14 protein-coding genes are annotated in these 13,119 nt (G+C 72.4%); 11 read left to right on the top strand and 3 right to left on the bottom strand.

The window, feature by feature from the left end:
- Window positions 1-6 precede the first annotated feature (6 nt).
- A complete protein-coding gene (locus B9W62_RS02125; RefSeq protein ID WP_087804609.1) occupies window positions 7-792 on the bottom strand; it encodes a FadR/GntR family transcriptional regulator in 786 nt (261 codons plus the stop codon).
- 236 nt (window positions 793-1,028) lie between these two features.
- Between B9W62_RS02125 and B9W62_RS02120 the strand changes: the two genes are divergently transcribed.
- From B9W62_RS02120 to B9W62_RS02095, 6 genes are read left to right on the top strand one after another with little or no spacing between them, the layout of a single operon-like run.
- Window positions 1,029-2,396: an MFS transporter gene (locus B9W62_RS02120; RefSeq protein WP_087804606.1), complete on the top strand. Its 1,368-nt coding sequence runs from the start codon at window positions 1,029-1,031 to the stop codon at window positions 2,394-2,396.
- Window positions 2,393-4,156, top strand: a complete 1,764-nt coding sequence (locus tag B9W62_RS02115; RefSeq protein ID WP_087804603.1) for a dihydroxyacetone kinase family protein — start codon at window positions 2,393-2,395, stop codon at window positions 4,154-4,156. Before B9W62_RS02120 ends, B9W62_RS02115 begins: the two co-directional genes overlap by 4 nt.
- 11 nt (window positions 4,157-4,167) lie before the next feature.
- A complete protein-coding gene (locus B9W62_RS02110) occupies window positions 4,168-4,680 on the top strand; it encodes a ribose-5-phosphate isomerase (RefSeq protein ID WP_087804600.1) in 513 nt (170 codons plus the stop codon).
- Window positions 4,680-5,465, top strand: coding sequence for a triose-phosphate isomerase family protein (locus tag B9W62_RS02105; RefSeq protein WP_087804597.1), 786 nt, complete (start codon window positions 4,680-4,682; stop codon window positions 5,463-5,465). The genes B9W62_RS02110 and B9W62_RS02105 overlap by 1 nt, the downstream gene beginning before the upstream one ends.
- Entirely contained in the window at window positions 5,465-6,274 is an 810-nt protein-coding gene (locus B9W62_RS02100) for a sugar phosphate isomerase/epimerase family protein (RefSeq protein ID WP_087804594.1), read from the top strand. Before B9W62_RS02105 ends, B9W62_RS02100 begins: the two co-directional genes overlap by 1 nt.
- Window positions 6,274-7,149 (top strand): phosphogluconate dehydrogenase C-terminal domain-containing protein, encoded by an 876-nt coding sequence (locus tag B9W62_RS02095; RefSeq protein ID WP_087804590.1) that lies wholly within the window; start codon window positions 6,274-6,276, stop codon window positions 7,147-7,149. Before B9W62_RS02100 ends, B9W62_RS02095 begins: the two co-directional genes overlap by 1 nt.
- Before the next feature lie 71 nt (window positions 7,150-7,220).
- Here the strand turns inward: B9W62_RS02095 and pepE are convergent, their stop codons facing one another.
- Both pepE and B9W62_RS02085 read right to left on the bottom strand, forming a co-directional pair.
- Window positions 7,221-7,952, bottom strand: coding sequence for a dipeptidase PepE (gene pepE, locus B9W62_RS02090; protein ID WP_087804588.1), 732 nt, complete (start codon window positions 7,950-7,952; stop codon window positions 7,221-7,223).
- Window positions 7,953-7,990: 38 nt separating this feature from the next.
- Window positions 7,991-8,824 carry an IclR family transcriptional regulator gene (locus B9W62_RS02085; RefSeq protein ID WP_087804585.1) on the bottom strand — a complete coding sequence of 278 codons (834 nt, stop codon included), beginning with the start codon at window positions 8,822-8,824 and terminating at the stop codon, window positions 7,991-7,993.
- Window positions 8,825-8,968: 144 nt separating this feature from the next.
- Here B9W62_RS02085 and B9W62_RS02080 point away from each other — a divergent pair, with 144 nt between their 5' ends.
- From B9W62_RS02080 to ykgO, 5 genes are all read left to right on the top strand, one after another.
- Window positions 8,969-9,922 carry a DUF1177 domain-containing protein gene (locus B9W62_RS02080; protein ID WP_087804582.1) on the top strand — a complete coding sequence of 318 codons (954 nt, stop codon included), beginning with the start codon at window positions 8,969-8,971 and terminating at the stop codon, window positions 9,920-9,922.
- 2 nt (window positions 9,923-9,924) lie between these two features.
- A complete protein-coding gene (locus B9W62_RS02075; RefSeq protein ID WP_087804579.1) occupies window positions 9,925-11,325 on the top strand; it encodes a cytosine permease in 1,401 nt (466 codons plus the stop codon).
- The gene (locus B9W62_RS02070) at window positions 11,322-12,650 is read left to right on the top strand and encodes a M20/M25/M40 family metallo-hydrolase (protein WP_087804576.1); all 1,329 of its coding nucleotides are present in this window, start codon (window positions 11,322-11,324) and stop codon (window positions 12,648-12,650) included. The genes B9W62_RS02075 and B9W62_RS02070 overlap by 4 nt, the downstream gene beginning before the upstream one ends.
- Before the next feature lie 105 nt (window positions 12,651-12,755).
- Window positions 12,756-12,920: a 50S ribosomal protein L33 gene (gene rpmG / locus B9W62_RS02065; protein WP_087804573.1), complete on the top strand. Its 165-nt coding sequence runs from the start codon at window positions 12,756-12,758 to the stop codon at window positions 12,918-12,920.
- 49 nt (window positions 12,921-12,969) lie between these two features.
- A complete protein-coding gene (gene ykgO, locus B9W62_RS02060; protein WP_087804570.1) occupies window positions 12,970-13,092 on the top strand; it encodes a type B 50S ribosomal protein L36 in 123 nt (40 codons plus the stop codon).
- The last annotated feature ends 27 nt before the right edge of the window (window positions 13,093-13,119 follow it).

Raw genomic sequence — 13,119 nt, 5'->3', positions numbered from 1 at the left:
GCCCCCTCAGCCCTCGCCGTCTCCTGAGCCGTCCCCGGAGCCGTCCACCGAGGCGCGCAGCCGTGCGCTCGCCATCCGCATGTGCTCGGCCATCGCCCGGTCCGCGGCCTCCGGGTCGCGGCCCCGGATGGCCTGGAGCACCGCGTCGTGCTCGCACAGCGTGCCGCTGACCGTGCCCTCGATGTCGCTGACGCGCTCCATCCAGACCTGGAGCAGCGCCCGGATGCTGTGCAGGATGTCGCTGAGCACGGTGTTGCGGGCGATGCGGGCCGTCTCCAGGTGGAAGGCGATGTCGGCGTCGATGAACGCCGTGACGTCCCCGCCCGCGTCGCGCATGTGCTGGAGGTGCTCCTCCAGTCTGGCCACGTCCGCGTCGGTGGCACGCTCCGCGGCGAGCCGGGCCGAGACGCCCTCCATGTAGGTGCGGACCTCGACCAGGTCCTGGGTGCGCCGCTGACCCAGCATCAGGCCCCAGTTGATCGCCCGGGGCAGGAACTCCGAGGTGCCCTCGCGCACGTAGGACCCGGAGCCGGGGCGGATCTCGATGATGCCGAGCACGTCCAGCGCCGACAGGGCGCCGCGCACGCTGGACCGGGCGACGCCCAGGGCCTCGGCCAGCTGCCGCTCGGCGGGCAGCCGGGTGCCGGGCCGGATGTCGCCGGCCGAGAGGTGGTCGAGGAGCCGCTTGGCGACCTCGCTGACGGACGACTCGCGCACCACGGGGCGCAGCAGCCGTGCGAGGTCGGGCGCGCCGGCGGAGCTGTGCTGATCAGGCTGACTGGTCACGGTCACCAGTCAACCAGATGCCGTGTTCATCTCGCTGACCAGGCAGTTCATCGCCCTCTCGGCTGCGGTTTGTCAAGAGTTTAGCCGCCGGTCGATCTGTGGTGCTCACCACACTGGTAAATTGGTGACCAATTTGGATCGGAGGCTTAGCGTGAAAGCGAACCGGTCGGCCGCCCCCGTGGCGGCCCACCCGGAGTGACGCGACCCGGACGGAGCTGTCCGGGCGAGCCGAGGAGTCGCCCATGGGTGCCCAAGCGCCATCCACGGCAGTCGAGAGAACTGCCATCAAGAAGATCTCAGTCCGCCTCGTGCCGTTCGTGGCGCTGATGTTCTTCGTGAACTACCTGGACCGCACGGCCGTCTCGTTCGCCGAACCGAACGGCATGGGCCAGGACCTCGCCCTGACCGCCGCCCAGTTCGGCTTCGCGTCCGGGATCTTCTTCCTCGGCTACATCGTGCTCGAGGTCCCCAGCAACATGGCCCTGCACCGCTTCGGGGCCCGCCGCTGGCTGGCCAGGATCATGGTGACCTGGGGCATCGTCTCCCTGCTGTTCACCTGGGTCAGCAGCAGCGGCCAGCTCTACACACTGCGCTTTCTGCTCGGTGTCGCCGAGGCGGGCTTCTTCCCCGGCGCCATCCTCTTCCTGAGCCAGTGGGTGCCTTCCCGCCACCGCACCAAGATCCTCGGCCTGTTCTACCTCGCCCAGCCGCTGACCACCGTCTTCGGTGCCCCGCTGGCGGGCTGGCTGATCGGCCGGCACGGACTGTTCGGCCTGGAGGGCTGGCGGGTGATGTTCCTGTTCGTCTCGCTGCCCGCGATCGTCCTGGGCGTCATCGCCTGGTTCTACCTGATCGACAAGCCCGCCGACGCCAAGTGGCTCACCCCCGCCGAGCGCGACTGGCTGACCTCGGAACTCGCCGCCGAGAACGCGCGGAAGACCGGCCACGAGGGCAAGCACGCCAAGGGCGACCTCAAGAAGGCCTTCGGCAGCGGACGCGTGTGGACCCTCGCCGCCGTCTACTTCGGCTTCGTCTACGGCCTCTACGCGCTCGCGTTCTTCCTGCCGACCATCATCAACGGCTTCCAGGACCAGTACGACACCACGTTCAGCGTCATGGACAAGGCCTGGATCACCGCCATCCCGTACCTGCCCGCCGCCGTCGTCCTCTTCTTCTGGACCCGGCACGCCACCCGCCACGGCACCCGCACCTGGCACGTGGCAGGCCCGGCCGTCGTCGGCGGTGTGTCCATCCCCCTCGCCCTCTACATGGGCTCCCCGACCGCCACCGTCGCCGTGATCACCGTGACCGCCTGCGCCATCTTCGCCGCGCTGCCCGTCTTCTGGTCCGTGCCCTCGCGCTTCCTGACCGGAGCCGCCGCCGCGGCCGGCATCGCCCTGATCAACACCGCGGGCAACGTCGCCGGGTTCGCCTCCAGCTACATCACCGGCTGGCTCAAGGACTGGAGCGGCGCCTACTACGTGCCGCTCTACCTCGTCGGCTTCTTCATGCTGCTGTCCGCCGCGCTGATGATCCTGCTCGCCGCCCGCAGCCGCACCGAGGAACCGGCCCCCGCCGCCCACCCCCAGGCCGAGGAGGCCCTGCGATGACCCGCCTGTTCAACGACCCGGCCGCCTTCGCCGACGAGGCGCTGGAGGGCTTCACCGCCGCGCACCGGCGCTGGGTCCGGCCGGTCACCGGCGGCGTCGTCCGGGCCACCGCCACCCCGCCCGGCCAGGTCGCCGTGGTGATCGGCGGCGGCTCGGGGCACTACCCCGCGTTCTCCGGCCTGGTCGGCCGCGGTCTGGCCCACGGCGCCGCCGTCGGGAACGTCTTCGCCTCGCCCTCCGCCCGGCAGATCCACTCCGTGGCCACGGCCGCGCACGCGGGTGGGGGAGTCCTGCTGATGTACGGCAACTACGCCGGTGACGTCCTGCACTTCGGCCAGGCCGCCGAGCGACTCGCCGCCGACGGTGTCGAGACCCGGACGTTCGCCGTCGCCGACGACATCTCCAGCGCGGGGCCCCAGGAGTCCGCCAAGCGCCGCGGCATCGCCGGTGACCTGCCCGTCTTCAAGGCGGCCGCCGCCGCGGCCGAGCAGGGCCTGCCCCTTGAGGAGGTGCTGCGCGTCGCCGAACGGGCGGGCGCCCGCACCCGTTCCTTCGGGATCGCCTTCTCCGGCTGCACCCTGCCCGGCGCCGACCACCCCCTGTTCACCGTGCCCGAGGCCCGGATGGCCGTGGGCCTCGGCATCCACGGCGAGCCCGGCATCGGCGAGGAGGCCCTGCCCACCGCCGACGAGGCGGCCCGGCTGCTGGTCGACACCCTGCTCAAGGAACTCCCGGAGGACGTCGCGGGCCCGGCGGGACAGCGCGCCGCCGTGATCCTCAACGGCCTCGGCTCGGTCAAGTACGAGGAGCTGTTCGTCGTCTACCGCAAGGTCGCGGCCCTCCTCGGCGACGCCGGTGTGGAGATCGTCGACCCCGAGGTCGGCGAACTGGTCACCAGCTTCGACATGGCCGGCATCTCGCTGACCCTGACCTGGCTGGACGACCGGCTGGAGGAGCTGTGGCGGGCCCCGGCCGACACGCCCGCCTACCGCAAGGGCGCCCTCGACGCGGCGGAGCCGGACCTGGACCGGGCGCCCGTGGCCGCCGCCCAGGACACCGCCGTGTCCGACGCGGCCGCCTGCGGAGCCACCGCCGTACCCGCCGCCTCGGACGCCTCGCGCCGGGCCGCAGCCACCGTGCTGGCCGCGCTGGACGCGGTGGCCCGAGTCGTCGACGCCCACGCCGACGAACTCGGCCGCATCGACGCCGTGGCGGGCGACGGCGACCACGGCATCGGTATGCGGCGCGGCTCCACGGCCGCCCACCGGGCCGCCGCCGACGCCCACGGGCTCGGCGCGGGCGCCGGTACCGTCCTCACCCGCGCCGCCGACGCCTGGGCCGACAAGGCGGGCGGCACCTCCGGCGCCCTGTGGGGCACGATCCTGCGCTCGCTCGGCACGGCCCTCGGCGACCGGGACGCCCCCGACGCGGCCCGCGTCGCGGAAGGGGTCACTCAGGCCTCCGCCGCCGTACGCAGGCTGGGCGGGGCCGAGGTCGGCGACAAGACCATGGTCGACGTCCTGGTCCCGTTCGCCGACGCGCTGGCCGCCGCCACGGCCGAGGGCCTGCCCCTCGCCGAGGCCTGGGACCGCGCCGCCACCGTCGCCACCGCGGCCGCCGCCGGGACCGCCGCCCTGCTGCCCCGCCGGGGCCGGGCCCGCCCGCACGCCGAGAAGTCCCTCGGCACCCCCGACGCGGGCGCCCACTCACTCGCCCTGATCACCCGCGCCGTCCACGGCGCACTGCTCGACCACCACTGAGGAAAGCCGCCATGACCGACAAGCTCCGCATCGTCGTCGGCTCCGACGACGCCGGCCACCAGTACAAGGAAGCCCTCAAGCAGGACCTGCGCGGCAGCGCCCTGGTCGCCGAGGTCACCGACGTCGGCGTCGACGCCGACGGGCACACCGCCTACCCCAAGGTGGCCATCGCCGCCGCCGAGATGGTCGCCCGGGGCGAGGCCGACCGCGCCCTGCTGGTGTGCGGCACTGGCCTCGGCGTCGCCATCGCCGCCAACAAGGTCAGGGGCATCCGGGCCGTCACCGCCCACGACTCCTTCTCCGTCGAGCGGGCGATCCTCTCCAACAACGCCCAGGTGCTCACCTTCGGCCAGCGCGTCGTCGGCCTCGAACTCGCCCGCCGCCTCGCCGCCGAGTGGCTCACCTACCGCTTCGACGAGAGCTCGGCGTCGGCCGCCAAGGTCCAGCTGATGAGCGACTACGAGACCGCCGACGACGCGCGTGCGTCCGAGGAGAGCGCGGCCGACGACGGGGCGGCCGCCTGATGCCCGCCTCCGTACCGTCACCCGTGCTGCTGGGGGTGAGCCTCAAGATGTACTTCGGCCACCACCAGACGCTCAACTGGTCCCGCCGGATCGCCGCCCTCGCCGAACGGCACCCCGCCGTCACCTCCGGCGCCGCCCGCCTCTTCGTCCTCCCCGCCTTCCCGGCCCTGGTCCCCGCCACCGGCATCCTCGCCCCCTACGGCGTGGCGCTGGGCGCCCAGGACATCGCCACCGAGGACAGCGGCCCCTACACCGGCGAGATCGGCGGTCCCGTCCTCAAGGAGATCGGCTGCCGCTACGCCGAGGTCGGCCACGCCGAGCGCCGCCGCCTGTACGGCGAGGGCGACACCGTCGTCGCCGCCAAGACCGCCGCCGCCCTGCGCAACGGCCTCACCCCCGTCCTGTGCGTCGGCGAACGCGACGCGGCAGACCCGGCCGACGCGGCCTCCCGCACGGTCGCCGAGGCGGAACGGCTGCTCGGCGGCCTGGAGGGCGCGGTCGTCCTCGCCTACGAGCCGCAGTGGGCCATCGGCGCCCCCGAGCCCGCCTCCGCCGAGCACATCGCGGCCGTGTGCACCGCCCTGCGCGGCTGGCTCGACTCCCACCCCGGGCACGCCGGTTCCACCGTCATCTACGGCGGCAGCGCGGGCCCCGGCCTGCTGACCCGCCTGGCCGGCACCGCCGAGGGCCTGTTCCTCGGCCGCTTCGCCCACGACCCGGCGAACGTCGAGGCGATCCTCGACGAGATCCGCTCCCCGGCCCCGGCCCCGGCGGCGGTGGCGTGATGGCGTACGGCATCAGCACCTACGCCTACTTCTGGCGTCTCTCGTCCCGCGCCCCCGAGCCGATGGGGCTGCCGGACATGCTCCGCGACACGGCGGAGCTGGGCGGCGAGGTCTTCCAGATCTGCGACCACGCGCCGATCGAGTCCTACGACCGCGCGCGACTCGCCGACCTCCGCGCCACCGCCGACGACCTCGGCCTGACCCTGGAACTGGGCACCCGCGGCATCCAGCCTGAGCACCTGCTCAGCTACCTCGACCTGGCGGGCGAGCTGGGCGTGACCCTGGTCCGCTCCATGCTGAACACGGCCGACCACCGCCCGGACCCCACCGAGGCGGTGGCCCTCCTGAAGGAGGCCGTGCCCCGCTACGCCGCCGCGGGCGTCACGCTCGGCCTGGAGACCTACGAGCAGGTCGCCACCGACGACCTCGTGAGCGTCGTACGCGCCGTCGACGACCCGCACCTCGGCATCGTCCTCGACCCCGGCAACAGCGTCGCCCGGCTGGAACGCCCCGCCGACGTGGTGGCCGCCACCGCGCCGTACGTGGTCAACATCCACGTCAAGGACTTCGCCTTCACCCGCCGCGACGGCTGGGTCGGCTTCACCTTCGCCGGCTGCCCGCTCGGCGAGGGCCTCCTGGACTACGGCGCTATGACCGCCGCGGTGGCCGCCGCCCGGCCGGGGGATCGCGGCATCAACCAGATCGTGGAGCACTGGCTCCCGTGGCAGGACGAGGGCTACGACGCCACCGCCCGGCTCGAACACCAGTGGACGCGGCACAGCATCAACACCCTTCTGAGGAGCAAGTAATGGCCACCGAGATCCAGACCCGCGCCGACGTCACGACCGTCGCCGTCATCGGGGCCGCCGGCAAGATGGGCCAGCGTGTCTCCAACAACCTGGTCGACAGCGACTTCCGGGTGCTCTTCAGCGAGGCCTCGCCCAAGGGGCAGGAGCTGATCCGCGGTCTCGGCCGCGAACTGACCGGGTCCGCCGCCGCCGCGGCCGAGGCCGACGTCGTCATCCTCGCCGTGCCGGACGTGGTCCTCGGCACGGTCTCCGAGGAACTCGTGCCGCTCATGAAGCCGGGCACCGTCGTCCTCACCCTCGACCCGGCCGCCGCCTACGCCGGACTGCTCTTCGCCCGCGAGGACATCCACTACGCCTGCGCCCACCCGTGCCACCCCTCGGTGTTCCTCGAGCGCACCACCAAGGAGGAGTGGCAGGACACCTTCGGCGGCATCGCCGCCCCGCAGGAGGTCGTCGCCGCCTACGAGGGCGGGGACGCGGCCAAGCGGGAACTCGCCGACTCCGTCATCCGCGTCATGTACGCCCCGGTCGTCGACGTCCACTGGGTCACCGTCAAGCAGCTCGCCGTCCTGGAGCCGACCCTCGTGGAGACCATTGCCTGCATGGTCGGCGCCCTGCTGACCGAGGCCCTGCACGAGACCGTCCACACCGTCGGCGTCCCCGAGAAGGCGGCCCGCGCGATGCTGCTCGGCCACACCCAGGTCGCCCTCGCCAACACCCTGAAGGGCTCCAACCCCTTCTCGGACGCCTGCCTGATCGCCATGGACTACGGCCGCGAGTCCATCGTGCGCGAGGACTGGAAGAAGGTCTTCGACGACGAGGAGCTGGACAAGGTCATCACGCGCATGCTGAAGATCAAGGAGATCAAGCGCTGACCCCCTCCCGACACGGGGGCCAGAGGGCGACGCCGGAGACCCGCACGGGCCTCCGGCGTCGCCGCGTGCGTTCAGGAGCGGGTGCTGGTGTCGAACTCGCCCCGCACGTCCAGCAGTTCGGACAGGTCCGAGCCCACCGCCAGCTCCCGCGGCGACGCGCCCCGCCGGAACAACCGGGCGTCGCGCTCACCGCCGAGCACCGCCCGCTCGCCCTCGACCCGCAGCCAGGACCCCTCCCGCAGGCCCAGCACGGGCACGTCGTTCTCCTCCAGGAACTCCCGCAGCCGCTCCTCGCGGGTCTCGCCCTTGTGCGTCGAGCCGGGGTCGGGGTCGAGGTAGTGCGGGTTGATCTGGAACGGGACCAGACCCAGCGTCTCGAAGGACGGCGGCTCGACGATCGGCATGTCGTTGGTGGTGCGCAGCGAGGGCGCCGCCATGTTGGTCCCGGCGCTGGCCCCCATGTACGGCAGCCCGCCGCGCACGGCCTCGATCAGCGCCTCCCGCAGCCCCGTGCGGTACAGCGCGCGCAGCAGCCGGAAGGAGTTGCCGCCGCCCACGAACACGGCGTCCGCCTCGCCGAGCCGGGCGAGCGGGTCACCGCCCTCGTGCACGCCCCGTACCTCGATCCCGGCGCCGGCGAGCGCGTCCCGCACCCGCGCGGTGTAGGTGTCGTGGTCGGCCAGCGCGTACGGCACGAAGGCCAGCCGGGCCCCGGCGGGCAGGAAGCCGGTCACGGTGTCGAGGGCGTGTTCCAGGTAGCCGCGGCCGTGCTGGGTGGAGTTGGACAGGAGCAGCAGATTCACGGGTTCTTCCTCGTCGACGGGGGTGGATCGGTGGTGCGTCAGGTCGTACGGGGGGAGCGCGGACGCCGGTGGTGCTGGGGCGGGTGGGTGAGGCGCTGCTCCAGCAGCCGGGCGGCGCGGCGCAGCACCTCGAGCCGGTCCTCGGGCCCCTCGGGGAAACGCTCCTTGGCGGCGCCGAGGCTGAGGCTGCCGTAGGGCTCCGAGCCGAGGAACACCGGCATGGCGACCGTGCCGATGCCGGCGTCGTACTCGCCGACCGTCCATGCGTAGCCCTGCGCGCGGACGGTGCGGAACTCGCGCTCCAGCTGATCGGGGTCGGTGACCGTGCGCTCGGTGAAGCGCGCCATCGGGCGCCCGCGGAAGAGCCGGTGGCGCTGCTCGTCGGGCAGGAAGGCGTAGAACGACTTGCTGGTGGCGCCCGCGTGCGCCGGGTACAGCTCGCCGACCAGCGGGTAGTAGCGCAGCGGCCCCTCCTCGCCCTCGACGGCCGCGACACAGCGCATGTGGAAGCTGTCGGGCAGGCAGAAGAGCACCGTGTCACCGGTCGCCGCCCGCAGCTCCTGGAGCACCGGTTCCGCGAGCAGTTCCAGGGAGCCCGAGCGCTCCCACAGGCGGCCCAGGCGCAGGGCGGCCGGGCCGATCCGGTAGCGGCGGGTCGCGGGGTCGGAGACCAGGAAACCGCGGCCCGCGAGGGTGGACAGCAGCCGCTGGGCGACCGAGGTGTCCCAGCCGAACTCCGCGGCGATCTCGGTGACGCCCCAGTCCGGGCGGCTGCGCTCGAACGCCAGCAGTACCAGCAGGGCACGGTCGACGGTCTGCAACGCCCCGGCCGGCGTCCTGCGGTCCACGGGCTCGACGGGGCGGCCGGCCATGACGGCTCCTCTCGGTCACATCCCGCCGACGCATCTCACCATGCAGACCTGTATTGCAGATAGCGGGAAACAGTTGCGGACAACGCTAGTCCATCCCGAACCTGCTGTAAGCACCGCCCCCGGTGCGGATCAGGAGAACTGCCCATGTTGAAGTACGTCCTGGACCTCGTGGATCTGCTCGACGATCCCGACGTCGACGGGAAGCGCGTCGCCGCCCACCTCGACTCCGTGGCGGGCCCCGAGGGCTCCGGCGCCGAGGTCACCACCGTCACCGGCGAGCGCGGCTCGACGGACTTCGTGCTCGTACGGATACCGGGCCGGGCCGGCCGTACCCGGGGCGGTTCCGCGCGCACGCTCGGCGTGGTGGGACGCCTCGGCGGCGTCGGGGCGCGCCCGGAGGCCGTCGGCCTGGTCTCCGACGCGGACGGCGCGGTCGCGGCACTCGCCACCGCAGCCAAGCTGCTCGACATGCGGCGCCGGGGCGACGTGCTCGACGGCGACGTGATCGTCGCCACGCACATCTGCCCGAACGCCCCGACCGCACCGCACGACCCGGTGCCGTTCATGGACTCGCCCGTCGACATCGCGACCATGAACCGGCACGAGGTCACCGGCGAGATGGAAGCCGTGCTCTCCGTCGACACCACCAAGGGCAACCGGATCATCAACCACAAGGGGCTCGCCCTGTCGCCCACCGTCAAGGAGGGCTGGGTGCTCAAGGTGAGCGAGCGGCTCGGTGAGCTGCTCGCCGTGGTGACCGGTGAGCCCTTGGTCACGTACCCCGTGACCACCCAGGACATCACCCCGTACGGTAACGGTGTACACCACATCAATTCGATCCTCCAGCCCGCCACGGCGACGGCCGCACCGGTGGTCGGACTCGCGATCACCTCCGCGGCGGCGGTGCCCGGCTGCCAGACGGGCGCCAGCCACGAGACCGACATCGCGGCCGCCGCCCGGTTCGCCGTCGAGACCGCGAAGGCCTACGGCGGCGGACAGCTCGACTTCCACGACGACCAGGAGTTCGACGCCCTCGTGTCCCGCTACGGCTCGCTGACCCGGTTGCAGACCCTCGGCCGCGAACCCGGGGGGTCGTGATCATGACCATGCACAAGAACCCCGCCGGCGGAACCGCCGCCGCGGAAGCGGCCACGGGAGCCGTGGGCAGCGACGACTACGCCCTCTCCCGCGTCCCGCGCGACAAGCGCCTCGGCTTCTGGACCATGCTGTTGCAGTGGCTCGCCCAGTCGGGCTCCATCTCGCAGTTCACCCTCGGCGCCACCATCGGCGTCGGCATGACCTTCGGGGACGCCTTCCTCGCGTTCACCCTCGGCGCGGTGATCCTGGAAGTCGTCATCTTCGCGATCGGCCTGGCCGGTATGCGCGAGGGACTCGCCACCCCGCTGCTCACCCGCTGGGCGGGCTTCGGCCGCAACGGCTCCGCGCTGGTCAGCCTGGTCATCTCGGTCAGCCTCGTCGGCTGGTTCGGTGTACAGAACACGATCTTCGGCGACAGCGTGTCCGCGCTCGTCGGCGGTCCCTCCTGGCTGTGGTGCACGGCCGCCGGTGTCGCCATCACGGTGCTGGTCATCTTCGGCTTCAAGTACATGGCCGTCTTCGCGAAGATCGTCACCCCGCTGTTCTTCGCCATGGTCGCCTGGTCGGTCACCGACGCGCTGAGCGACCACTCGTTCTCCGAGCTGATCCACTCCCCGGCACCCGGCGAGACCATCCCGCTGGCCGTGGCCGCGACCGCCATCGCGGGCGGCTTCATGACCGGCGCGATCGTCTCCCCGGAGATGACCCGGTACAACCGCAAGGGCAGCCACGTCTTCTTGCAGAGCGCCTCGTCGATGATCCTCTCCGAGTACATCGTCGGCCTGACCGGCGTCCTGCTCGGCCACATGGTCGGCAGCGGCCAGGTCTCCCAGATCGTGCTCTCCACCTCCGGCGTCTTCGGTGTCCTCGTCGTCCTGATGTCCACCGCGAAGATCAACGACTGGAACCTGTACGGCTCCTCGCTCGGCGTCGTCAACTTCTTCCAGGTCGTCTTCGGCAAGCGCGTGCACCGGGGCGCGGTCACCATCGTCCTCGGCATCGCGGGCACCCTGCTCTCCGCCGTCGGCATCATGACCCACTTCACCGAGTTCCTGTCCGTGCTGGGCGTCGCCATCCCGCCGGTGGGCGGCATCATCGTCGCCGAGTACTGGGTGGTGCGCCGCATGCGGGCGCCCCTGGACGCCACCCGCGACGCGGAGACCCTGCCGGCCACCTCGCCGACCTGGGTGCCGATGTCGATGGTCATCTGGGCCGCCGCGTTCTGCGTCGGCAAGTTCTACGACGGCGGCATCCCCGCCCTGAACTCCCTGCTGACCGCCTTCGTCCTCTACTGCGTCCTCGGCCTCGCCGGCTGGATCAGGACGTACGGCACCACGGCCCTGGACGACACCACCGAGCCCACCCCGGCCGCCACCGGCACGGCCACCGTAGGAGCACCGTGAGCACCACCGCACCCGCAATCGTCCCGGCCTCCGAGGAGGCGCAGCGGGAAGTCGTCGACCTGTGCGCGGAGCTGATCCGCTTCGACACCTCCAACCCCACCAGCGACGAGCGGGCCTGCGCCGACTGGGTCGTGGCCCGCCTCGCCGAGGCCGGCATCGCCTCCGAGTTGGTGGAGAGCGCCCCGGGCCGCGCCAACGTCGTCGCCCGCATCCCCGGCGCTGACACCTCCCGCGGCGCCCTGCTGGTCCACGGCCACTTGGACGTCGTACCGGCGGACGCGGCCGAGTGGCGGGTGCCGCCGTTCTCCGGGGAGATCCGGGACGGCTATCTGTGGGGCCGCGGCGCCATCGACATGAAGGACACGGTGGCCGTGATGCTGGCCACCGCCCGGCACTTGGCCCGCACCGGCACCCGGCCCGCCCGCGAGATCGTCCTCGCCTTCCTCGCCGACGAGGAGGCGGGCGGCAAGTTCGGCGCCCACTGGCTGGTCGAGCACCGGCCCGAGCTGTTCGCGGGCGTCACCGAGGCGATCGGCGAGGGCGGCGGCTTCAGCTACGCGCTGGACGACACCCGGCGCCTCTACCCGATCGAGAACGCCCAGCGCGGCATGGCCTGGATGGAGCTGACGGCCGCCGGGCGCGCCGGGCACGGGTCCTCCCCGAACGACGAGAACGCGGTCACCGACCTCGCCGAGTCCCTTACCCGCATCGGGCGCCACACCTTCCCCGTCCGGCTGATCGAGCCGGTGCGCGCCCTGCTCGCCGAGGCGGCCCGCCTCCAGGGGGTCGACCTCGACCTCGACGCGGCGGACCTGGACGCCGAACTGGCCAAGCTCGGGCACGTGGCCGACTTCATGCAGGTCGTGCTGCGCAACTCGGCCAACCCGACCATGTTCACCGCGGGCTACCAGACCAACGTCATCCCGGGCCGGGCCACCGCCCGCGTCGACGGCCGCTTCCTGCCGGGCCACGAGCAGGAGCTGATCGACACGATCGACGCCCTGCTCCTGCCCTCGGTGTCCCGCGAGTGGGTCAACCACGACATCGCGATGGAGACCTCCTTCGACGGCCCCCTCGTCGACGCCATGTGCGCCGCCGTCCGCGCCGAGGACCCCGACGGCCACCCGGTGCCGTACTGCAACCCGGGCGGCACCGACGCCAAGGCCTTCACCAAGCTGGACATCCGCTGCTTCGGCTTCAAGGGGCTCAAGCTGCCCCACGACCTCGACTACGGGCGGCTCTTCCACGGCGTCGACGAGCGGGTGCCGCTGGAGGGCCTGCGCTTCGGCGTACGGGTGATGACCCGGCTGTGGCAGGACTGCTGACGCGCCCGGCCGGCGGGGAATGCCCCGGCGGCCGTCGGCGTTGTGATGCGTGACTGACATGCGCGGGACAGAACGGCAGCCCGCGCCGCGGTCGGAAGGAGCACCATGGCACGCAGCACCGCACGCCCGGTCGTCAAGCTGAAGTCGACCGCGGGCACCGGCGTCACCTACGTCACCCGCAAGAACCGCCTCAACGACCCCGACCGGCTCGTCCTGCGCAAGTACGACCCGGTGGCGGGGGAGCACGTGGCGTTCCGCGAGGAACGCTGAACGGCACGTCGATACGTGCCGAGGAGAGCCGAGAAGTGAGGAGGCAGTCGTGAAGGTCCGCAACTCCCTGCGCGCCCTCAAGGCCAAGCCCGGCGCCCAGGTGGTGCGCCGCCGTGGCGTGACCTACGTGATCAACAAGAAGGACCCGCGCTTCAAGGCCCGCCAGGGCTGAGCAGCCGCACACGTGACGGCCCGGCCC

Source organism: Streptomyces sp. CS113, assembly GCF_002188365.1.
In the GTDB taxonomy this organism is placed as follows: Bacteria; Actinomycetota; Actinomycetes; order Streptomycetales; family Streptomycetaceae; genus Streptomyces; species Streptomyces tendae.
This window is presented reverse-complemented; position numbering and strand designations above follow the sequence as displayed.

Coding starts and splice junctions, on each gene's coding strand:
- B9W62_RS02075 (WP_087804579.1), top strand. CDS start 9,925: ATGACCATGCACAAGAACCCCGCCGGCGGAACCGCCGCCGCGGAAGCG.
- rpmG (WP_087804573.1), top strand. CDS start 12,756: ATGGCACGCAGCACCGCACGCCCGGTCGTCAAGCTGAAGTCGACCGCG.
- B9W62_RS02080 (WP_087804582.1), top strand. CDS start 8,969: ATGTTGAAGTACGTCCTGGACCTCGTGGATCTGCTCGACGATCCCGAC.
- B9W62_RS02085 (WP_087804585.1), bottom strand. CDS start 8,824: ATGGCCGGCCGCCCCGTCGAGCCCGTGGACCGCAGGACGCCGGCCGGG.
- B9W62_RS02105 (WP_087804597.1), top strand. CDS start 4,680: ATGCCCGCCTCCGTACCGTCACCCGTGCTGCTGGGGGTGAGCCTCAAG.
- B9W62_RS02100 (WP_087804594.1), top strand. CDS start 5,465: ATGGCGTACGGCATCAGCACCTACGCCTACTTCTGGCGTCTCTCGTCC.
- B9W62_RS02115 (WP_087804603.1), top strand. CDS start 2,393: ATGACCCGCCTGTTCAACGACCCGGCCGCCTTCGCCGACGAGGCGCTG.
- B9W62_RS02120 (WP_087804606.1), top strand. CDS start 1,029: ATGGGTGCCCAAGCGCCATCCACGGCAGTCGAGAGAACTGCCATCAAG.
- B9W62_RS02095 (WP_087804590.1), top strand. CDS start 6,274: ATGGCCACCGAGATCCAGACCCGCGCCGACGTCACGACCGTCGCCGTC.
- B9W62_RS02110 (WP_087804600.1), top strand. CDS start 4,168: ATGACCGACAAGCTCCGCATCGTCGTCGGCTCCGACGACGCCGGCCAC.